The organism is Bacillus sp. 22-7 (assembly GCF_010628845.1).
GTDB lineage: Bacteria > Bacillota > Bacilli > Bacillales > Cytobacillaceae > Cytobacillus > Cytobacillus firmus_B.
Genome location: NZ_NJQY01000021.1, coordinates 1 through 23,307, shown reverse-complemented (window position 1 = coordinate 23,307; position 23,307 = coordinate 1). Strand labels below are relative to the sequence as shown.

Annotated in this window: 15 protein-coding genes and 1 pseudogene; all 16 read right to left on the bottom strand. The window is 45.7% G+C overall.

Features of this window, described 5'->3' with window-relative positions:
* Positions 1-398 precede the first annotated feature (398 nt).
* The 16 genes and pseudogenes from CE058_RS16020 to CE058_RS15945 all read right to left on the bottom strand — a co-directional run bounded on the left by CE058_RS16020 (position 399) and on the right by CE058_RS15945 (position 23,021).
* Positions 399-2,396, bottom strand: coding sequence for a HAMP domain-containing methyl-accepting chemotaxis protein (locus CE058_RS16020; protein ID WP_163143997.1), 1,998 nt, complete (start codon positions 2,394-2,396; stop codon positions 399-401).
* A 13-nt stretch (positions 2,397-2,409) separates the two neighbouring features.
* A pseudogene (locus tag CE058_RS25350) lies at positions 2,410-2,946 on the bottom strand (methyl-accepting chemotaxis protein); the annotation flags it as partial.
* Between the two features lie 572 nt (positions 2,947-3,518).
* Positions 3,519-4,976: a CoA-acylating methylmalonate-semialdehyde dehydrogenase gene (locus tag CE058_RS16010; protein WP_163143995.1), complete on the bottom strand. Its 1,458-nt coding sequence runs from the start codon at positions 4,974-4,976 to the stop codon at positions 3,519-3,521.
* A gap of 21 nt (positions 4,977-4,997) precedes the next feature.
* Positions 4,998-6,347, bottom strand: a complete 1,350-nt coding sequence (locus CE058_RS16005) for a GntP family permease (protein WP_163143993.1) — start codon at positions 6,345-6,347, stop codon at positions 4,998-5,000.
* Positions 6,348-6,362: 15 nt separating this feature from the next.
* Positions 6,363-7,559: an iron-containing alcohol dehydrogenase gene (locus CE058_RS16000; RefSeq protein WP_163143991.1), complete on the bottom strand. Its 1,197-nt coding sequence runs from the start codon at positions 7,557-7,559 to the stop codon at positions 6,363-6,365.
* Positions 7,560-7,710: 151 nt separating this feature from the next.
* On the bottom strand, positions 7,711-9,510 hold the full coding sequence (locus CE058_RS15995; protein WP_163143989.1) for a sigma 54-interacting transcriptional regulator: 1,800 nt from the start codon (positions 9,508-9,510) through the stop codon (positions 7,711-7,713).
* Between the two features lie 489 nt (positions 9,511-9,999).
* Positions 10,000-11,310: a GntP family permease gene (locus tag CE058_RS15990; protein ID WP_163143987.1), complete on the bottom strand. Its 1,311-nt coding sequence runs from the start codon at positions 11,308-11,310 to the stop codon at positions 10,000-10,002.
* A 196-nt stretch (positions 11,311-11,506) separates the two neighbouring features.
* Complete coding sequence (locus CE058_RS15985; RefSeq protein ID WP_227888460.1) at positions 11,507-12,514, bottom strand: LacI family DNA-binding transcriptional regulator; 1,008 nt, start codon at positions 12,512-12,514, stop codon at positions 11,507-11,509.
* A gap of 48 nt (positions 12,515-12,562) precedes the next feature.
* Positions 12,563-13,846: a histidinol dehydrogenase gene (hisD, locus tag CE058_RS15980; protein WP_163143983.1), complete on the bottom strand. Its 1,284-nt coding sequence runs from the start codon at positions 13,844-13,846 to the stop codon at positions 12,563-12,565.
* A gap of 57 nt (positions 13,847-13,903) precedes the next feature.
* Positions 13,904-14,665, bottom strand: coding sequence for an SDR family NAD(P)-dependent oxidoreductase (locus tag CE058_RS15975; protein WP_163143981.1), 762 nt, complete (start codon positions 14,663-14,665; stop codon positions 13,904-13,906).
* An 18-nt stretch (positions 14,666-14,683) separates the two neighbouring features.
* Positions 14,684-15,619 (bottom strand): 3-hydroxyacyl-CoA dehydrogenase family protein, encoded by a 936-nt coding sequence (locus CE058_RS15970; RefSeq protein WP_163143979.1) that lies wholly within the window; start codon positions 15,617-15,619, stop codon positions 14,684-14,686.
* A 1,002-nt stretch (positions 15,620-16,621) separates the two neighbouring features.
* The gene (locus CE058_RS15965) at positions 16,622-17,689 is read right to left on the bottom strand and encodes a M42 family metallopeptidase (RefSeq protein ID WP_048009173.1); all 1,068 of its coding nucleotides are present in this window, start codon (positions 17,687-17,689) and stop codon (positions 16,622-16,624) included.
* A gap of 58 nt (positions 17,690-17,747) precedes the next feature.
* On the bottom strand, positions 17,748-19,367 hold the full coding sequence (locus tag CE058_RS15960; RefSeq protein WP_048009174.1) for an ABC transporter substrate-binding protein: 1,620 nt from the start codon (positions 19,365-19,367) through the stop codon (positions 17,748-17,750).
* 436 nt (positions 19,368-19,803) lie between these two features.
* Positions 19,804-21,069, bottom strand: a complete 1,266-nt coding sequence (locus tag CE058_RS15955) for a cytosine deaminase (RefSeq protein WP_163143977.1) — start codon at positions 21,067-21,069, stop codon at positions 19,804-19,806.
* Positions 21,059-22,327 (bottom strand): cytosine permease, encoded by a 1,269-nt coding sequence (gene codB / locus CE058_RS15950; RefSeq protein ID WP_163143975.1) that lies wholly within the window; start codon positions 22,325-22,327, stop codon positions 21,059-21,061. The genes CE058_RS15955 and codB overlap by 11 nt, the downstream gene beginning before the upstream one ends.
* Positions 22,328-22,664: 337 nt before the next feature.
* Positions 22,665-23,021 (bottom strand): SpoIIAA family protein, encoded by a 357-nt coding sequence (locus CE058_RS15945; RefSeq protein WP_048009177.1) that lies wholly within the window; start codon positions 23,019-23,021, stop codon positions 22,665-22,667.
* Positions 23,022-23,307 lie beyond the last annotated feature (286 nt).

The following is a 23,307-nucleotide window of genomic DNA, read 5'->3' as shown; positions in this document are numbered from 1 at the left end:
CTATGTGTGCCGTTTCCGTTCAATATGCAGTTCTTCTTTTTGCGGAATGCAGTCTGCTATTTGCAGCTTACTTCGTTTTTATTTGCAGAATCCCCAGTTTTATTTGCAAATCTACTATGTGTGCCGTTTCCGTTCAGTATGCAGTTCTTCTTTTTGCGGAATCCACGGTTCTATTTGCAAATCTACTAAGCAAGCCGTTTTCTGTTCTTATGCAGTTCGTCTATTTGCAGAATCCAGCTAACTATTTGTAAATTATCTGTTCTATTTGCAGAGTTTCCAGTCCTATTTGCAGGTTAAAGCATCTATTTGCCAGTTTCCGCAATCTATTTGCAGTGTTCACATTCCGAACCCGCGGCCACACAAAAAAAGACCCGCCAATCCTGGCGGGCCCATCCTATTTACTCCACTTTAAACCTCTTAATAGAATCCAGCAATTCCTCTGCCATACCCGAAAGTGATGCAGCCGATGCCGCAATTTCTTCCATGGATGCCAGCTGCTCTTCTGTAGCAGCGGATACGTCCTGGCTTTCGGCAGTGGTGACTGCGGCAATTTCTTCGATTGCGCTGACGAGTTCCACTACCTGGTCGGCGCCTTCGGCCATGTCCCTGATGGATGATGACACTTCTGCGATTTGGCCTGAAACGGTGTCGGCAAATTGCTGGATGTGGCTGAAGGCATCTCCGGCATTGTTCACCAGGTTGATTCCTTTTTCCACTTCAGCCGTGCCCTTTTCCATGGAAGAGATGGCTTTGTTTGTATCCGTCTGAATCGTTGAGATCAGTTCGCGGATGCTTTCGGTTGACTTGGATGATTGTTCTGCCAGCTTGCGGACTTCATCGGCTACAACGGCGAAGCCTCTTCCGTGCTCGCCTGCTCTTGCGGCTTCAATAGCTGCGTTAAGCGCGAGCAGGTTCGTCTGGTCGGCAATGGCAGAGATCACATTAACAATCTGGCCAATTTCCTCCGAACGCTTCCCTAATGTATGGACTATTGAACCCAGTTCCGAGACTGTTACATTAATATTTTTCATCTGGTTTGTTGAAAGGTCGATGGCTTTATTTCCTTTTACAACAACTTCATTTGTCTCATTCGCCGTTTCCGCAACAACATTTGTGTTACGAATAATCTGCTGAATGCGGCCGGACATGTCTTTGACGACAGAGGTACTTTCTTTCACTTTTTCTGTCTGCTGCTCAGTTGCCGAAGCTACTTCCTGGATGGAATTGGCCACCTGCTCTGTTGCCATGTTGTTCTGCTCAGAGCTTGCTGTCAGCTGTTCCGATGAGGATGCCAGGTGGACCGCTTTTTCGCTCACCTGGTTGATCAGCTGCTGCAGCGATAGGACCATCTTGTTAAAACTGACACCCAGTTTGCTGATTTCATCGTTGTTCCTGACAATAAACTTCTGGGTCAGATCCCCTTCGCTGACTTTATCGGTTGCGGCGATCAGCTGATTGAGCGGGCGGGTAATCGAACGGACAATAATGTAAGAAACAAGTGCACCCACAAGGACGAAGATTGCTATAAAAATGATTGTCGACACTAAAATAGGCTGGACAGCTGACGTCACTTCTCCCAGGTTCATCGTGCCGAGTACCTTCATGCCTGTCAGGCCATTGGTAGTAAAATGCATTTCTTTCTTTACGCCATCAAGCGTGTACTCAACCTGCCCTTTTTCCTTTTCCAGGACTTCCGGCAGCCAGCTTCCCTCTGCCTGTGTGCCCGGCTTCTCCTGCGGGTGTACTAAAAAGCTTCCCTCTGCACTTAAGATGGCAGGATATCCCTCTTTTCCAATTTTAATGTTATTGGATAGCTCACTAAGAGCAGATAGGCTTAAGTCAATTCCAATAACACCGGAGCTGTCGCCAAGCTTTTGAGCTACAGTAATGAGGATATTTCCGCTGACAGCGTCAACATATGGCTCTGTAATGAAGGCTTTTCCCTTTGCCTCCATTGCTCCCTGATACCAGGGGCGTGTGGTGGCATCAAAGTCAGCTGGCAGATCTGCACGGGGGTAGATAACCAAATCGCCATTTTCAGAGCCGGCATAAATAGCCACTGCCTCCGGATGGAGCTCTTTATACTGGCTAAAAGCATTTGTTGTTTTATCTAATTCTTCCTCTGTATAAAAATCTTTTTTGATCCGCTTGGAAAAGTAATTTGTATCCTCCATCTTAGGTTTAATAAAGTTCATAATAAATTGATCAAGAATTTTAACATTCTCATCTGCACTCATGGTAATCTGATTCTTTATCTCATCATGTGCTTTCTGATAGGATATGTAGCCGATTGAAATAGAAGGAATTAATAGAATAATAATAAATGAGAGCAATAATTTTTTTCTAATCGTAAATGAGAACAGTGACCCTTTTTGTTTCTGTCTTTTCTTTTTCATAGTTTTACCCCTTTTAGTAATTTACCGCCTTAACCTGCGAGATGGCGCCTTCAAGTTTCTCGTCAACCACCCTGGCATCGTCAATATGCCTCTGAATCAGTTCCTTCACTTGATCAAAAACAGACTTTGTATCCGCAATCTCACCAGCTACTTCCTCGGAATACCCCTTCTGAATGTTGATCATTTCAATCACTTCACCCACTTCTGATTCAACTGTACGGATCAGGTTCGTAATCGAATCAATTTTGCTGGTCGTTTGGCCGCTCAGGGACATGCCATTTTTAATTAACTCGGTGCTTGCGACTGTTGAGCTCAGTGTTGCTTCAATATCGTCCTGAATGTTTTTCGTTAGGGCGCTGATATTCGCTGTGCTCGTCGCTGTGCTTTCGGCCAGTTTCCGGACCTCATCCGCTACCACCGCAAATCCTTTTCCCTGTTCGCCTGCGCGTGCCGCTTCAATGGATGCATTTAATGCCAGGAGATTCGTTTGGTCCGCAATATCTTTAATGACCTGAACAATCATCTCGATTTCTTTTGACCGTTTGCTTAGCGCCTCCATTTTCTGTGAGTTCACTTCCAGCTGCTCTCCCAGCTGCTTAATCAGCTGTTCAGACTTGCTGACGGATCCGCGGCCTTCCTCCGAGCTTTTTACCATCTCTTTTGCAGATTGAATCAGATTTCCCCCTTTATCTGATAAAGTGAGGCTGTTTGAAAAAGTAGCTTCGCTATGTCTTTTTACATTTTCAAAACCGTCTTTTATTTTCAGAACCAGGTCGCCCAGCATATAATGCTGACCATTGACCATTTCATGCTGGCTTACTGTAGTTGTCAAATCTTCATTAAAAGAATTTATTAGTGTCTGGTAATATTTTTCTCTGCGCTGAAACTCTTCTTCAGCAACCTGGAGTTTTGCTTCCAGTTCCCGCTTTTCATCTTCCAGCTGCTTCAACTTTCCTTTTCCGAACATCATTGATCTCCCCATCTCTTATATACTCCTTTATTATATCGACAGAAAACGCGAAATTTTGTGACCTTTTTCACTCTTTTTTAAAATATCTGGGTCTATGTGTTCAAAAAAAGAGACACCCGCCTTTTATGGCAGGTGTCTCATCAATCTTATTTTTACCAGCGTGCAGTCAGCATCTTTCTCCTCGTATAGAATTCCACTCCATCCGTTCCATTTGCGTGGAGGTCTCCGTAGAAGGAGTTTTTCCAGCCGGAGAATGGGAAGAAAGCCATTGGCGCCGGTACGCCGATGTTCACTCCGAGCATGCCGACCTCGATGTTTTCTCTGAAGTAGCGGACGCTGCTTCCGCTGTCAGTGAATAGGCATGCACCGTTTCCAAAGTCCGATTTGTTCGTAAGCTCGATTGCTTCTTCAAGATTTTTTACACGTACCACAGAAAGTACCGGTGCGAAGATTTCTTCTTTCCAGATTTTCATTGATGGATCTACTTTATCAAAAATCGTTGGTCCAATGAAGTAGCCGTTTTCGTGGTATGCTTCGTCTTTGCGGCCATCACGGACAAGTTTTGCTCCTTCTTTTTCGCCAATTTCAATGTAATTGCTTGTGCGTTCCTTGTTTTCCTGGCGGATGACTGGGCCAAGGAATACATTTTCATCCAAACCGTTTCCGATTGTCAGCTGACTCGCCTGTTCATTTAATCTCGCAACAAGCTCGTCGGCAATGGAATCCACAGCTACTACTACAGAGCAGGCCATGCACCTTTCACCTGCTGAACCGTACGCAGCAGCGATAATTTCCTTAACCGCTCCGTCAAGGTCTGCATCAGGCAGCACGATTGAGTGGTTCTTGGCACCAGCCAGCGCCTGGACGCGTTTGCCTTTTGCTGTAGCTGATTTGTAGATATACTCGGCAACGGGCTGGGAGCCAACGAATGAGATTGCCGGTACATCCTTATGGTCGATCAGGCTGTTTACCACGTCATGTGCGCCATGAACAATATTGAAAACGCCAGCTGGAAGGCCCGCTTCTGTGAACAGCTCTGCCAGGCGGTTAGCAAGGATAGGCGTTCTCTCAGATGGCTTTAGTACAAATGTGTTGCCGCAGGCAATCGCGAGCGGGAACATCCAGCAGGGAACCATCATCGGGAAGTTGAAAGGTGTGATGCCGCCAATGACTCCGACCGGATAGCGGTACATGCCTGATTCAATGTTTGTCGCAATATCCGGCAGCTGCTTGCCCATCATGAGAGATGGAGCACCTGCAGCGAATTCCACACATTCAATTCCGCGCTGCACCTCGCCATAGGCTTCTTTATAGTTTTTGCCGTTTTCCTGTGTAATCAGCTTTGCCAGCTCATCCCAGTTATCTATTAAAAGCTGCTGGTATTTAAATAGAATTCTCGCTCTTTTTGGCACTGGCGTTTTACTCCAGACTTTAAAAGCTTCCTTAGCAGCCTGTACAGCAGTGTCGACATCTTCACGTGTAGAAATCGGTGTGCGGGCAAGCTCCTCGCCTGTTGCCGGATTTGGCACCACTTCAAATTTATCAGTATTAGCGTCCACCCATTCGCCATTAATAAAGTTTTTTAATACCGTTGTTGTTGTCGCTGTCATAAGTAAAATCCCCTTTCGAAATTAAAAGATTGAATATAAGAATATTGCCAGGAATAGTACAGCCGTTGGCATTGCTACACTTAGAATGAATATTGGCCAATAGGAGCGTTTATGGGTTTCTCCGCATATCGCCCGGATCGTTGTCACGACATAGCCATTATGCGGCAGTGAGTCCAATCCGCCGGATGCAAGGGCTGAAATTCTATGCATGGCACCTGGGTCCAGTCCTTGTGACAGATACATTGGCGCCAGAATCGGCAGCGCAATGCCTAAGCCGCCTGATGCCGACCCGGTAATACCGCATATCAGAGTAACGGCAATCCCCAGTCCCATTAATGGCGGTCCCGGGATATTTACCAGAGCATCCACAAAGGTGTCAAACGCAGCAACCTGAGCAGCAACACTTCCGAAGCCTACAACAGCACATGTATTAGCTGCGGCAACTAAGGCATCCTGGGCACCCTTGGCAAGCGCCTCCCAGAATCCGACTAAATATTTCATCATCAGCACACATGCCAGAACGATGCCGCTTGTCAGAGAGATCAATGCGGCCGCCGTCGAAGAAGTGAAGTTGGCAGCCGTATTTAAAATCGCAATTACTGATGCCAGCGGTAAGATGGCCATGATCACATGAGGATAATCTTTCCCTGCCGGAGCAGCATTTGGCCTTTGCATTTCCAGCTCCGATTCAAGAGCTGCTGCCGACTCATTGGCACCGGACGGCTGATTTGGCAATGAGAAAACCTCGCCATTTTTGACCGCTTTTTTCACCATCCGGCTAAGCAGAATACCGCCTATTACCATGATCAAAAGTGCCATTAACACCCCGATGATTCCGCCCGCTGTCGGCTTTGTTCCGAAAAACTCGGTCGGAATCAGGTTTTGGATCTCCGGCGAGCCCGGTGCTGTCATCGTAAAGGAGATGGATCCGAACACCAATGCCGCCGGGATAAAACGATGCGGCAGGTTGGCCACTTTAAATAGTGACACAGCAATTGGATAAACGGCGAAGCCTACAACAAACAAGCTGACGCCTCCGTAAGTCATGATGGCTGCTGCCGCCACGACTGCAAATACCGCTCTTGATGGCCCAAGTGTATCTTTGACCCAATTCGCAATGCTGTCAGCCGCCTTGGTTACCTGCATGATTTTTCCGAATATGGCTCCCAATAAAAAGATGAGGAACCACGAGTAAAAATAACCTGTAAAGCCTGTCATGTAATGCTCTGTCAGGGCTGTCTCAAGGTTAAGCCCTCCTGTAAGAGCAACCACAACTGCACTGATGATGGCGGCAATAATAATATTTACGCCTTTCATAGTTAAATACATTAATAGAAGCAGTGAAGCGATTAACCCCAGCATTCCAATCATCTGTATGTCCCCCTGTTACACTTTCTCGGTTTCAGAGGAAAACTGATAATCGTAGCAAACATGGTAAAGCTCTTCGAGTTCGCTCTTAGCCGGAACTCTTGGATTGTTGCCCGGGCTGCCGCTGTCGATCGCGTCGTCTGCCATTTTGCCAACCGCATTCGTAAAGGCTTCCTCGTCTATTCCCCATCCTCTTAAGTTAGGAATATTTAATTTTCGGCAAAGCTCTTTGACGGATTGAACAGCCACTTCTGCAGCTTCTTCATTGGTAAGGCTTTCATTATCAGGCTGAAGTACTCTTCCTATGTCCGCTAAACGGTCCACACATGCTTCCTGGCTGAACTCAAGAACAGCCGGCAGAAGCATCGCATTTGAGATTCCATGAGGAACATGGAATAATGCGCCAATTGGACGGCTCATCCCATGCACAAGGCATACCGATGCGTTCGAGAACGCCATTCCAGCCTGCAGGGATCCTAGGCTCATCGCCTCCCTGGCATCGACATTGTCCCCCTCATTGTATGCGGTTAAAATATTTTCCACGATCAGCTTCATGGCTGATATCGCCATTGTGTCTGTCATCGGATGTGCCTTTTTGGAGAGATACGCTTCAACCGCATGGCTTAGGGCATCGACCCCGGTTGCCGATGTGACATTCTTTGGGGATGAAAGGGTAAGCAGCGGATCCACAATCGCCACGCTCGGCATAAAAGCTGGCTGTTTGATCATCATTTTGACATCATTGGATGAATTTTTGATAACGGTTACATCTGTCGCCTCAGAGCCAGTCCCAGCAGTTGTCGGAATCGCTATGTGAGGAACCGGTGCATTCTGTGCCAGTTTCTTTCCTCCCATATACTCGCCGATATAGCCGCCATTTGTTGCTAAAACCGCTATGGCTTTTGCTGTATCGATACAGCTGCCGCCGCCTACTGAAATAACCAGGTCACATTGCTGTTTTTGAAATAGCTCGAGTGCTTCTGCCACATACTCGTCAGTCGGCTCTGATGCGACCCCCAGATAGACCTCACTTTGTACGCCCGCCTCCTGAAGATAGGTTCTGCATTCACTTACATATCCAAGCTGATCCATTATTTTATCACTGATTATTAATGCGTTTTTCCCTCTGAGCGCTGCTTCAGCACCAACTTTTTCGGAAGATCCCCTTCCATAAAAGATCGCTTCCGGCACCCGGAAAACTGCTGGTTTCTCCATTGGACATTCCACCCCTTTTTTTCTATTACTACTTATACTTGCAAGGAGCGTGCCAACTTTGAAACCCAGTAAAGCCAGTGTTTTCTTTTTGGAAAGTGTAGTCACTACACTACAAATGTAGATTTTTTGTAGCGACACCACTACACTACATTCAGGTTATTCTATGCTTTTTCAGTTTTTGATAGAGAGTTGTCCGATGAATTCCAAGCAAATCGGCAGCTCTCGATTTATTTCCGCCTGCTCTTCTTAATGCATCCAGAATAATTTCAGACTCTCTTTGGCTGCCCAGTAATTTAGCTTCCTCAATAGACCCTGCAGTCCGATCCACTTTTTTCAAAGTGGGTTCCGGCTTTCTCAGCATCTCCGGCAAATGATGATAGTCAATGACCTTCCCATCAACCAGTGTCACCAGCTGTTCCACCGTATTTACCATCTCCCGGATATTCCCTCTCCACGGATGCTGGACAAAAGCGTTCACCGCCTCAGATGTAAATAGTTTTCCAGGAACCTGGTACCGCTCACAGATTTCCTTCAGATAATGGACCAGCAGGACAGGAATATCCTTTTTCCGTTCCCGCAGCGGAGGGATATGGAGCTGGATGATGTTCAGCCGGTAATAAAGATCCTCCCGGAATTCTCCGGTTTCAACCATTTGCATTAGATTGCGGTTTGTCGCGGCAATAACTCGGACATTAATCTGATACTTTCTCACACCGCCGACACGTTCAGCTTCCTTTTCCTGCAGGACCCGCAGCAGCTTGGTCTGCATGACAAGCGGCATCTCTCCGATTTCATCGAGAAAAATCGTGCCATTGTCTGCAAGCTCAAACTTCCCGGGCTTGCCGCCTTTTTTCGCCCCGGTAAAGGCGCCTTCTTCATAGCCAAACAGTTCAGACTCGAATAAAGGCTCCGGAATGGCCCCGCAGTTAACACTGATGAATGGCCCGGTGGAAAATGGGCTGAGGTGATGGATGCTCTTGGCGAACATCTCTTTTCCCGTCCCGCTTTCTCCTGTTATAAGGACAGTAGCCGCAGTCCTGGCAGCCTTCCGTGCCAGCCGCTTCACTTCCGTAATTCCTTCACTTGTCCCAATGATCTGGTCAAGGGTGACCCGGCTGTCATTTTCCTTTTTCTTTGTGAAAAGATCCGGCTTGGCATCTTGATTTTCCTGCAGCTTTTCATAGATTTTATAAACTTCTGTGACTCCCTCAAAAATCAGCATTCCGATGGCGCCGGCAATCCGTCCTTCCTTCCAGAGGGGAATCCGGTGCACCACCATGTCATGGCCCTGGATGTTCTGGAGAACCCCCCGTTCAGCTATCCCGGTCTTGACCGTTTCATGAAGATGTGTGTTATCAATTACCTCTGTGACATGCCTGCCAATCGCATCCTCCCGCTTTATGCCGGTAAAACGGCTATAGGCTTCGTTAAATTCCTGCAGAATGCCGTTTTCATCGACAACCGCTATTCCCTCATAGGCACTTTCCAAAATAGCGCCAAGTGCACCCGCGGAATTATGCTGCTGCCTTAGCTTATACAGGTATTTGGAGAGCCCATCCAGAATATCTCTGGCTGTCAGAATGCCAAGGAGCTCGCCATCTTCACCCGTGACAGGAAGCTGATCGTAGGGAAGCGACATAATATCAAGAATGGAATCATCCGGCCGGACAGCTGCCTGATTCGATTTAGGAATGCAGCCAATTAAAGCATCACCCGGGTTGCCCTGGGCAAAGTAGTTAAGCAGCTTCCTGGAAGTGATCATTCCAACTAAGCGATTGCTCTCATCTGTGACAGGCAGGCTTTCCAGATGAAGATCCGCCATCATTTTTGAAGCTTCTGCCAGCGTCTGACCAGGCTGAATACAAAACGGGCTGGGTGTCATCCAGTTTTTCACTTTAAGGTGCTCATCATTTAGTAAATCCTCTTTCTTATCAGAAATGGATTGAGGCATACGGAACTCCTCCGGTAATTTTAATTTTCTAAATTATAACACTTTTGAAAGATAGATAGGTTCCAGTGTGGTGCCTGAGTGTGAACTTTACTAATAGGGATGGGAAACCTGCAAATAGAGATGCTTATTTTGCAAATAGATTGGATGAATCTGCAAATAGAATGGCCCTTCTCGCAAATAATGATGGTAATTCTGCAAATAGAGCAAGCCTGCACAGCATTTGCCGCCAAGTTTTATAGAAAATAACCCTTTTTAAAATAAACTGATTCCCGTTACGGAGTTTTGAACATTACTAATAGAAACGGGAAACCTGCAAATAGAGATGCTTTTTTTGCAAATAGACCGGGTGAATCTGCAAATAGCATGGCCCTTCTTGCAAATAGTCCCAGAAATTCTGCAAATAGCGCAAGACTGCACAGCAGATACCGCCCGATTTTAATAGAAAGAAAGACAGAGAGCCTGAACCCCTCTGTCTTTCTGCTAAGCAATTTAGAAAATCGAGAATAAAATGACCGCTACAATAACACCAAGTATCGGAACAATCACTGTCAATGCGCCAAATGCCGGATAGGCATCCTTATGGGACTCGCCGCAGATCGCCCGGATGGTTGTCACAACATAACCTCCATGCGGCAGGGAATCAATTGATCCGGATGATATCGCCACAACACGGTGTAGTTCACTTGCATTAACACCCATGTCCAGATAATGCGGAGCCAGAAGCGGCAGGGCAATCGATTGGCCGCCGGAAGCAGATCCGGTCAGACCGGCAATGACTGCAACAGCCAGGGCTCCGCCGATTAAAGGGCTGCCCGGAATGCTGGTCATGGCATCAACTGCACTGGCAAAGGCAGGGGTTGCTTTAGCCACACCGCCAAAGCCCACAACAGCTGATGTATTGGCAATGGCAATCAAGGCGCCGATCGTTCCTTCCGATACCGCTCCCCATACATTTGTAAAATACTTGCGGTTAAGAAAATAGGTGGCAAAACAGCCGCTCAATAAGGCAATAATCAAGGCTGACTGAGCCAATGAATCATGGAAAATAAACGAAATCACTAGGACGACTAAGAGCGGCACCATACTTAACATTGGGCTTGGCAAGTTTTCACGGATCAAAGCAGAATCCGTTTCTCTTGCCTCAAATTTTTCTCCATTGCGAAGCGCCTTGTTAATCATTTTCTTCAGCCACCAGTATCCAAATGCCATCATAAAGACAGCGACAATCAAGCTGACTTCCCAGGCGGCATATGGAGAAGTTCCCAGGAACTCAATCGGAATCCAGTTCTGGATCTCCGGTGAACCCGCAGACGTCATGGTAAATGTAGTCGAACCGAAGGCAAGAGCTGCCGGAATGAATCTTCTTGGCAGGTTGGCTTCCTTAAATAGGCTCAATGCCATTGGATAGACGGAAAAGGCTACAACAAACAGACTTACGCCGCCATAGGTTAAGACCGCACAGGCAATGACAACGGCTAATGCAGCCCGCTTCATGCCAATTTTATCGATAATCCATTTGGAAACACTGTCTGCTGCTCCGCTGTCTTCCATAAGTTTTCCAAAAATGGCCCCGAATAAGAACATCAAATACCACGATGTAATAAAGCCGGCAAATCCGTTCATATAGTTAGTCAGAAAATTGACCTCACCCTCCCCTGCCAGCTGAGGAAAAATCGGCAATCCACTGAATATTGCAACAATAAATGCTGAAAGAGGGGCAGCAAGCAGCAGATTCATCCCTCTCATCGTCAAATAGATGAGAAGCCCGATCCCCCCAAGCAATCCAATCATACTTAGCATAAAAAGCCTCCTATCAGAAAAGCGCAAGGCGCCCGCCTATCGGCGACAAGCATAAGACAAGCCGGCTGAAAGGTTGTTCTTTAACCTTTTGGACGGATTGGCTTATGACCTCGAGCCGATGGCGCCTGGAGCTAGACAATTATCGAACTTCAAAGATGAAAAATTAGTTTTACTAAAAACCCACACCTTCTCTCCATTACCTTCTGTCCGCTACTGATCCTCTTTCCACCAAATGGCCTTCTAATCTTTGGATTTCAGGGGTGTCCGTGTCCCCATTAATATGCTCCAAAAGAAGGTTAATCGAATAATCGACCATTTCGTCAACCGGCTGGTGCCAGGTGGTTAATTCATAAGATGACCAATCTGACATAGCCACATTGTCAAAGCCTACAACAGAGATATCCTCAGGGACTCTGATGCCCTGTTTTTTCAGATAATCCATTGCGCCAAAAGCGGATATATCATTTGCACAGAAGATGGCATCTATTTTTTTACTGCGTTCCAGTAATTTTTGGGCTGCCGCAAATCCTCCTTCATATGAATAAAGGCCGTTTTCGGTTAAAAAGGAAGAGATGCCGTGTTCTGCCAAAGCTTCCTGGAAGCCATTTTTTCGATCAACTGTTGTTGATGTATTCATCGGTCCGGAGATAAAGGCGAGATTTTCATGTCCTTTTTCTATTAAGTAGTGCCCAATCCTTTTCCCGGCAGCAAAGTTATCGCATACAACAGCACTGCTTAAGGAATCGTTCACATATCGGTTAAACAGGACGACCGAGATGCCATTGCGTGTAAATTTCTGCACAGTCGATGAGGTCAAAAGCGCATCGGTGATGATGGCTCCCTCAACGCTGTACTCAATTAAATGGCTCACTTCATCCTCTTGGATTTCGTTATTCTGGGAGTTGATAAACATAACCTTGTACCCTTTTTCAGCCAGCCTGCTGTAAAACTTATCAAGTATTTCCGGATAAAAAGGGTTCTGGATATTCCGCATGACAACGCCAATGATGCGGGACTGATTGGTAATCAGGCCCCGTGCTATGGCATTCGGCTGATATCCAAGCTGTTCGGCAGCATCCAGAATAAGCTGTTTCTTTTTTGATGAGATACTTGAATTTTCACTAAAAGCCCGGGATACGCTCGATTGGGAAACGCCTGCCAATCGAGCGACATCCATGGCTGTCACTTTTTTATTTTTCAACACATGTTCCTCCTGCCCGAATCTAGACAGAGAAATTATAACAGATTCTGCTTACTTCACGAGACTGCTGTAGCGTTTTACACGAAGATCAGCCTGTGCCTGGTGGCCTTTAAAGCCTTCAAGATCACATAGACGGGATGCATATTCACCGATTTTTGCACTCGCTTCAGGCGTTGTTCTCTGGTATGTGCATGTTTTTAAGAATTTGCCCACCCAAAGTCCGCCAGTGTAGCGGGCTGCTTTTTTCGTTGGAAGCGTATGGTTTGTTCCGATTACTTTATCACCGTAAGCCACATTTGTTTCAGGTCCAAGGAAAAGTGCACCATAGTTAGTCATGTTTTCAAGGAAGTAGTTCGTATCTTCAGTTAAAACTTCCACATGCTCATAAGCCAATTTGTCCGCTTCTACTACGGCTTCTTCCAGGCTGTCTACTAAGATGATGGAGCCGTAGTCTTTCCATGCCGCTCCTGCAACATCTGCTGTTGGAAGAGTCTCCAGCTGGCGCTCGATTTCTGCCACTGTTTCATTCGCTAATTTTTCAGATGTTGTAATTAGACATGCCGGAGAGTTTGGTCCATGCTCTGCCTGTCCTAAAAGGTCTGTTGCAATCATTTCCGCATCGGCTGTTTCATCTGCAATGACAAGGACCTCTGTTGGGCCGGCGAACAGGTCGATTCCGACTCTTCCGTACAATTGGCGCTTCGCTTCCGCCACAAATGCATTTCCTGGCCCAACGAGCATATCAACCGGCTCAATGGTTTCTGTTCCGATTGCCATTGCACCCATCGCCTGGATTCCGCCAAGCAGGTAAATCTCGTCAGCGCCAGCAAGATGCATCGCCGCAACCGTAGCAGAAGGAATTTCTCCTTTAATCGGAGGTGTGCAGGCAATCACGCGCTTAACGCCTGCCACTTTCGCAGTCAGAACACTCATATGGGAACTTGCAACCATTGGGTAGCGTCCGCCTGGAATATAGCAGCCAACACTGTTTACCGGAACATTTTTGTGCCCAAGGAACACACCAGGCAATGTTTCCACTTCAATGTCCTGCAATGCTGCTTTTTGATGTTCAGCGAAATTGCGGATTTGTTCCTGCGCAAACTTGATATCGTTGATTGTCTGTTCAGGTACAGATGCAACAATCTCCTGGATTTGCTCTTCAGTTAATCTGAATTGCTCTGGTGACCATTTATCGAACTGCTCGGAAAGCTTGCGGACTTCTGCATCTCCGTTATCCTCGATATTTTTAAGAATGGCGCTCACCGATTCTCTTACTTTTACATCTGCTTCCTGTACCTCTTGATCATTTTTGCCTTGTTTTAAGAAAGTTGCCATTTTGATATCACTCCTGTTTTTATTTTTGAATACGTATGCAAAATTAAGGAAAAAAATTTAAATGGCTGTCCAGCCGCCATCTACTTTTATTGTATCGCCTGTAATGAACTTTGATAGATTGGAAGAAAGGAATAGAGTTGCGGCCGAAACATCCTCGGCATCCGCAAGCTTTCCAAGTGGAATTCTGCCGTAGACTTCCTTTTCAAATTCCTTGTCCTCGAACATTCTTGAAGTCAGCTCGGTTTCGATGAAGGTTGGTGCCACCGCGTTTACATTGATGCCATGTGATGCCCATTCCACCGCGAGCGCTTTCGTCAGCTGCACCATGCCGCCCTTACTTGCACAATAGGCCGCCCGTTTGTAGTAGCCGACAAACGCCATCTGGGAAGCAATATTGACAATCTTGCCGGACTGATTCGGGATCATATACTCGGCTGCTTTCTGACTGCAGAAAAATGCTGCCTTCAAATTGGTATCAAGCGTCAGGTCCCAGTCCTCTTCGGTTACTTCCATGGCAGGCTTGGCCCGGTTAATTCCGGCGTTATTGATCAGCACATCGAGAGAGCCCATATAATCCACTGCTGCTTCTGTCATTCTTTTAATCTCTGAGACATTGTTCAAATCCGCTGCAACATAAAAACTATTATTATTTATTTTTTTCAGTTCATCGGTAGTCTGGCGGAGTGCGTCTTCATTTCTGCCCACGATCACAACCTTCGCTCCGTTTTCGGCAAAGGACATGGCGATATCCCTTCCGATTCCTTTGCTTCCGCCTGTTACGATAACCGATTTATTCTCCAGATCAGGAAAGTTCTTCATGCCATTCCTCCATCAGCTTTATTGGATTCCCAGATCCTTTTTTAGAAAACGGATTAGCTCAGCTTCCCTTTTCTGATTGTACTCTTTGGAAAAAGCCTCATCCCACTTGTAGTAGCCTTCACCCGTTTTATCGCCGAGCTTCTGTTCAGACACAAGCTTCTTTAGTGCCGGCAAAGATTCCTCTGCACTGGATAAGTGCTGGAACAAATAATCAGATATTGCGGAGAAGACATCCAGTCCGCCCATATCGGCCGTCATCAAAGGGCCTGAAACAGGGAGCCTGCGTCCAATGCCGTAAGTAACGGCATCATCAATATCTTCCTTGCTCGCGATGCCTTCCTCCAGAAGGTATTGGGCTTCACGGAAAAGTGCATATTGAAGGCGATTGCCGACAAAACCGGGAACCTCTTTTTTCACTTCAATCGGCTTTTTCTTCATTTGCTTTAAAAGCTGAAAGGATCTTTCCACTGCTTCATCGCCGGTCTTCTCACCGCGAACAACCTCGACAAGTGGAATTAAATGTGCCGGGTTCCAGAAGTGCGTCACTACCGTGCGTTCCGGATGGGCAGTCTCTGAAGCAATCTCCGTTGGACTAAGGCCTGAAGTATTGCTTGCGAGAATGACATCGGGATCACAGAGAGCGTCGAGACGTTTAAATAAGTCAATTTTTAATTGAATGTTTTCCGGTACAGCTTCCATCACGAAAGTAGCACCCTGAACTGCTTCTTCAACAGAGACAGTCATTTTAATATTTTCCTGAATGTGGCCAGCTTCCGATTCGGATAAAATACCGTTATTGAGCATAACCTCAAGCTTCTTCAGCATGTTGGTCCAGCCCTGTTCCAGGTCGGCGTCGCTGATTCCCTGCATCGTCACGCTCAGTCCGGCCCAAGCCGCATTAAGCGCAATTGAATGGCCCATCGTGCCGCACCCAAGTACAGCTATTCTCTCCAATCGCTCACCATCTTTCTGAAATTTCTAGTTTTTGAATACGTATTCAATATACAATGTAAGCGCTATAATTTCAACATAAAATTATAAATTGTTAAAATATTCATTTGTTTTTAGCTGAAGGATCAATCAAACGTTTGATTGATTTTAACAAAGTGACTGACAGATCAATCCCAGTCGGGCCGCCCTCTTCCCGTGAATGTGAACATTACTAATAGAATTGCGAATCCTGCAAATAGAGAAGCTTATTTTGCAAATAGATTGCTGGAATCTGCAAATAGAATGGCAAAACCTGCAAATAGAGGGAGAAATTTTGCAAATAGAGCAATCCAACACGGCAGATGCTGCCGGATTTAATAGAAAGGAAGATAGACTGATACCAGTTACAGGGTTTGGCAGATGTGATGTGTGAGTGTGAACATTACTTATAGAATCGGGAAACCTGCAAATAGGGAAGCTTATTTGCAAATAGATTGCTGGAACCTGCAAATAGAATGGCCAATCTGCAAATAGAGGGGGAAATTTTGCAAATAGAGCAATCCAGCACGGCAGATGCTGCCGGATTTAATAGAAAGGAAGATAGACTGATACCAGTTACAGGGTTTGGCAGATGTGATGTGTGAGTGTGAACATTACTTATAGAATCGAGAAACCTGCAAATAGGGAAGCTTATTTGCAAATAGATTGCTGGAACCTGTAAATAGAGGGAGAAATTTTGCAAATAGAGCAATCCAGCACGGCAGATGCTACCGGTTTTAATAGAAAGGAAGATAGACTGATTCCAGTTACAGGGTTTGGCAGATGTGATGTGTGAGTGTGAACATTACTAATAGAATTGCGAATCCTGCAAATAGAGAAGCTTATTTTGCAAATAGATTGCTGGAATCTGCAAATAGAATGGCCAAATCTGCAAATAGAGAGGAGAATTCCGCAAATTGGCCGTTTTGCACGGCTGCTGTCTATAAAAAAAGACAGAGAGCAAGCCCCCTGTCTTCTCTGATACGATTAAGTATCCAAAAACGTCTTCCCCTTCAGCTGATCCAATGTCACCACAAAGTCGTGCAGCAGTTTGTAGGAGTTTTCCATATCGTCCAAGTCGACTACTTCAATCGGCGTATGTGTATAGCGGGACGGGATGGAGATAACCCCTGCTGTGACGCCTTTGTTCGTCATATGGATAGCGCCGGCATCTGTTCCGATTCCCATGAAGACTTCATGCTGATATGGGATATCTCCTTCTTGCGCCACTTTTTCGAGGTGCTGAGTGACAAGCGGATGGGCAATCAGTGATTTATCAGCGATTTTGATGCAAGGGCCATTGCCCAGGATTCTTGTGCCTGTCATGAGTACGTCAAATGTGTCGCTGGTTGGTGTTGTATCCAGTGCCAGCGCAAAGTCCGGTTCTACAGCAGCAGATACAACGGATGCCCCTCTTAACCCAACTTCCTCCTGAACCGTAAAGGCACCGTAAATATCGCCATGCTGAGTCCCATTTCCTCCGATATTTTGGAGCAGACGAATCAGTAGGGCGCAGCCTGCCCGGTCGTCCAAAGCTTTGCCCGTAACGCGGTTTTTTCCTATTTTCTTAAACTCGGTGCCATAGCTGATGGGCTGCCCAACCTTGATTCCCATTTCCGCGGCTTCTTCTGCTGTACGGGCTCCGATATCAATATAAAGATCGCGGTGGCTGGAAATGCGTTTTGGATCATCCCACTTCACATAGTGAGCTGAAATGGTTCCGATCACTCCATCAATATTGCCTTTTTCAGAACGGACCTTAACCGGCAATGATAAAAGAATACGATCATCGAATCCGCCTAATTTCTCAAAACGAATTAACCCATTCTCTTCGATTTTTTTCACGATAAACCCAATTTCATCGGTGTGGGCCGCAATGACTAACGAAGGATAATCCGGGTTATTCCCTTTCTTTTTCACAATCAGGTTCCCGACTGAATCGACGTGGTATTCATCTACATAATCCTTTACTTCATTTAAGATAAATCGTTGGACATCCTGTTCAAAACCGCTTGGACCTACGATTTCGCATAACCCTTTTAATAATTCATACACAGTGAAACCCTCCCTTAGATATGAAAAGAGTCCCCCGCAAACGCAGGGGCTCTGGCTGTTAATTCGTCAAGTAAACCTTCGTAAAGTCATCATCTTCCATTGGGTGTGCAGTGAATCCCTGGACATAGGCCGCCATTGCGATTGGCGGTGTTGTATGTGCAAGCGTCACCCATGGGGCATCTTTGTGGAAAATTTCCTGGGCCTGCTGGTAAAGCTTTGCCCGTTCGTCCTGGTCAAATGTTACACGTGCGTCCTGCAGAAGCTTCGTGAATTCTTCATTTTCATAGAACGCACGGTTGCTGGCAGGTTTCTCCGTATTCGTTGCACTCAGGTTCGGGAACAGGAAGTTATCCGGATCGGCCATAACGCCTGTCCAGCCGTATAAGCCCATTGGATGTTCCCCGTTGCCAGACTTTTGAAGGTACGTTGCCCATTCATAGGTTACGATTTCAGCTTCGATGCCTACTTTTTTCAGATCTGACTGGATGGCTTCTGCCACCTTCATTGGCTGCGGCATATATGGTCTTGGGTTGCTCATAGCCCAAAGCTGGGTCTTGAATCCATCTGGATATCCTGCTTCTGCCAATAGTTTTTTCGCTTCTTCCACATTGAATTTGTAGTCCTCAATGCTGTCATTGTAGCCCCAAAGCACAGATGGGAATGGGTTTTTCGCCACTTCGGCATAGCCGTTATAAAACGCATCCACAATGGCCTGTTTATCAATGGCCATATTGACAGCCTGGCGGACTTTAACGTCATCGAAAGGCGCCATTTGAGTATTAAGAACCATATAGCCGATGTTAAAACTTGGGCGCTTGACAAGACTTAAGTTTGAATCAGCTTCAATGGTCGTGGCATCATCCGGATTCAGCCCATCAATGATATCAACTTCACCCGCTTGAAGTGCCGTAAGACGTGAGGAATTCTCCGGAATGACGCGGAAAATCAGTTCATCCAGATATGGACCTTCTCCTGCATAATTTTCATTTTTCTTTAGGACGATTTTGTCATTGGTTTTCCAGCTGACAAATTCGAACGGGCCTGTTCCCACTGGATGTTGATAGAATTTGTCACCATGCTTTTCGATCGCCGCAGGACTTGCGATTCCAAACATAGGAATAGCCAAATAGCTGATAAATGGAGCTGTCTTTTCCGTTAATTTAAACTCTACTGTTGATTCATCAACTGCTTTTACATACTCGATCTTATGGTTCGGGTCTCCTTTAAAGCCCCCGTACAAGAATGGGTAGTATGGAAAATCCCCTTTGTGGTAGGGGTTTTCAGGATCCATCCACCGATCGAAGTTGAACACGACCGCTTCCGCATTAAAATCGGTTCCATCCTGGAACTTGATGCCCTTTTTCAGTGAAATTGTCCATGTCAGTCCATCGTCAGAGACTTTGTGAGATTCCGCTAATCCCGGCTGGACTTCAAGATTTTCGTCATATACAAACAATGTTTCAAAAATATTGCTTGTTACACGGATAGATTCACCATCCGTTACATTGATGGGATCCAGCCCAATCGCATCAGCACCGCGGGCATAAATGAGTGAACCGCCCTCTTTTGGATCGCCGCTGCTGCCTCCGGATGCTTTTTCACCGCTGCCGGAACATGCTGAAAGCAGTAATGAAAGAATCAGTAAAATGCTTAAAACCAGTGAAGACTTGCCTTTCATTGTTTTTCCCCCTTGTGATTTTTATGTAGATGAAAGTAAGATAAAGTCTTATTTTTAGACTTTTCATACTTTTTAATAAAAATTAGTATATATTAGATTATCGAAATATTCTACTATATTTTTAGAGTCGAAATACTTATTTTTGAAAGCTTGTTTTACCAGCTTCTTTACTATTAAGGTTGTAAGCGATTACATTATTTTCGTGACTTTCTAATAATTTTCTTGATAGAAACAAAGGTGGAAGCGCCTTGATCAGCTCCGATAGGCATAACGAATCACACAGGAAATCTCGATTTCTGGAGTGATTTGGCTTATGACTGGGCGCTGAAGCTGGATGCAGAAAATCTTTCATCAACGTCATTCACATCGTTATATTTAATAAATTCCTAAACAACAAAAAAACTGACCCAGTCAGTCTGAGCCAGTCATTTTTCTATCATTTATGAAAATCCACATTCAATTTTTCTTCACCAAACACCACTGATGTCTGGCTGGGTTTCGTTTCAGCAATTATTTTTCCATTTCTTATTGAATACTTGACAGCCGCCTGCCTCCTAATCGCTTCATACTCATTTTCCGCATCAAGAATAATCAAGTTGGCCGGCTTTCCTTCTTCAATTCCATATTTCTCTTCAATACTTAAAGTTTTGGCACTGTTATTTGTAATCAGGTCAAACGAGTTAACAATCTGCTCATACCCCATCAGCTGTGACACATGGATGCCCATATGTAGCACCTGCAGCATATTGCCGGTGCCAAGCGGATACCATGGATCGAAGATGTCGTCATGGCCAAAGCTTACATTCAGCCCTGCTTCAAGCAGTTCCTTCACTCTTGTAATTCCCCTGCGCTTCGGATACGTATCAAAGCGTCCCTGCAGATGGATGTTTACGAGCGGGTTTGCGACAAAGTTTATGTTTGATAGCTTTAACAGTCTGAACAGCTTGTAGGTATAAGCATCATTATAAGAACCCATTGCCGTTGTATGGCTGGCTGTTACCCGGCTGCCCAATCCGCGTTCATAGGCTTCCGCAGCTACCACTTCCACAAAGCGCGACTGTTCATCATCGATTTCATCGCAATGGATATCGACAAGGCGGTCATATTTTTCCGCAAGATCAAAGGCCGTTTTCATTGAAGCAACGCCGTACTCCCTTGTGAACTCGAAATGAGGAATCCCTCCTACCACATCAGCCCCCATTTTCAGCGCTTCCTCCATGAGCTCTGCGCCGCTTGGATATGAATTGATTCCCTCCTGCGGAAAAGCAACCAGCTGGAGGTCCACATAGTCAGCCATTTCTTCTTTTACTTCCAGCAGGGCTTTTAAAGCAGTCAGACTGGGGTCTGTTACATCCACATGTGTACGGACATGCTGAATTCCCTGTGCCATTTGCCATTTCAATGCCGTTTTCGCCCTTGTTTTTACATCTTCATGTGTCAAGGTTTCTTTTCTTTGTGCCCATCTTTGAATACCTTCGAATAAAGTTCCGCTCTGGTTCCATTCCGGTTCTCCTGCTGTCAGGGTTGTATCCAGGTGAATATGGGGTTCGATGAAGGGTGCCGAAACCAGGGATCCGGCAGCATCCAGAATTTCCTGGCTGCCATTCGATTCCCCTTGTGTCAGGCTATGAATCTTTCCATCTTGTATCGCTATATTCCATAAGCCTTCCCGGCCTCTCAGTTTCGCGTTTTTAATAATCACTTCTTAGTTCCCCTTCCCGAACTGTATTTCTGCCTTGTAATGAAGCAGCCAATTTTGATACCAGGACAAAGGTGATTGCTGAACCTAACAGCGAGTTGACTGGCGGGATCCCCGGCAAGAAATTTGCAGCGGCTACCCCGGCTGCCCAGGCAAGAATCGCGATCCAGTTTACAGCCTTAAACTTCATATCTGCAAACTTCTTATATTCTCCGCGATTTACGATAAAGTAATCTGCCAGGATGATAGCTCCGATGGATGGCAGCGTCGATCCCAGAATCGTCAGGAACCCTACAAAGTTGTTGTACAGCCACATGGCCGCAATCGTTCCAACAATTCCATTGAAGATGACAACCTTTCCTTTTCGGATCTTTAAAATGCTCGCAAACCCTAAGCCTGATGCATATAAAGCGTTATCGTTCGTTGTCCAGATATTTAAACCAAGAACCAGAATCGCCGGGAAAATCAGCTTTTGGATGAACATGACTTCTGAAATATCCGATTGCCCTGTTGCAATTGCACCAATTGCACCGAACAGGAACATGATCGAGTTTCCGATGAAGAAGGCGATGACGGTTGATACTACCGCTGAACGCTTTGTATTTGAGAAACGTGCAAAGTCCGGAGTCAGTGTGCCCGCACTGATAAACGAGCCGACGCAAATTGTTAAAGCCGCAGCCAGACTAATGGCCTCTGTTGGCTGATATTGCATAAGCCCTTCCAGTCCTCCTGCAGTTTCGGTTGCTTTAAAAACGGAGAAGCTTCCCAGAATAGTGATTAAAGGTACTGCTATGAAGCTTAAGATTGCCAGTGCCTTCATACCGAAGAAGGCTGTGCCTGTCATTAGGAGGCCTGCCACCGCAATCAGGAGATACGCATCAATTCCTGTTACTTTCTGAACCGGCAGCGCAAACATCGCTACCCCAACTCCGAACCAGCCAACTTGAGTGGCAGCAAGCAGGAAGGATGATAGGTAGGACCCCTTTTCACCGAAAGCATAACGGGTGAGCAGGTGCGTTGATAGGCCTGTCTTTGCCGCGATATAAGCAAGTGCTCCTGTGTAAGCACCTAAAATCAAGTTGCCTGCCAGAACGATTCCGATAAACTGAATGAACGTTAATCCTGTTCCAAGCGTTCCGCCTGACCACATGCTGGCCGAGAAGAAGGTCAGGCCGAGCATCACCACAAGCATTTTCCAAAAACCATTGCGATGACTTTGAGGTACCGCTTCTAACGAAAAATCCAAATCTACTTTTTTCATACCAATTCCTCCAATCGTTTTTTGAACTGGTACCGAAGGATCTTCGATAGTAAGTGGATGGAAAAAGAAAAAGGCTTCTCGCCGTTTTCCGACAAGAAGCCTTTTTCCTGTATGAAGAACCATTGGGCAGGATACACCTCACCCATTGGTCATCATACTTCCGCTGTCCTTGTCAGCCTCACGGGACTGAATTAAAGGTACCAGTATTTAATTGTCTATTATTATTTCAGAAAATATCAGTGGTGTCAAGATGGTAAATTTTAGGGGACAAGTGTAGCAGGTTGCGAACCTGTTGTCACTGCCCGATATTCTGCGATCGAAAATAGCCCTTATTAGGCTATTTCAATATCCAGGCCCACGCTTCTTCAAGCTGATGGCCTTCAAAATATTCGACTGTAATTCCAGGCAGGTAGTTCGTGAGCTTTGATACAGTGCCAATCCAGTCTTTATCACTGACAACAGCGAATTTATTAAACTGCTTCCACCTTTTTATATCAAATTCCATTCCTTCCGTTGCTCCCTGGAAAGTTGTTCCATCTACATCCGTCATGATGGCCAGGATATTGAATTTCTGGTCATCTTTAAAATTTTCTCTTACGTATTGATCCAGCTTTTCAGCATCTTCCTTTGTTGCATTGCCATTGAATGCGAGGGCGATGGTAGAGGGAGAGCGGGATTCTATGAATTGAAGCATACTGATTACCTCCGAGTGGTTTTATTGAGGTAATTTCCCGATTAAGCGGGCTGTAAAACTAGCAGTGGGGAGTTTTTTATTGGATATGGAGTGTGCTATTTGCAGGTTTGTGATTCTATTTGCAAGTTTAGCGCTACTATTTGCAGAATGAAGAACCCTATTTGCAAGTTTGCGATTCTATTTGCAGAATGAAGAACTCTATTTGCAAGTTTGCGATTCTATTTGCAGAATGAAGAACTCTATTTGCAAGTTTGCGATTCTATTTGCAGAATCAAATACTCTATTT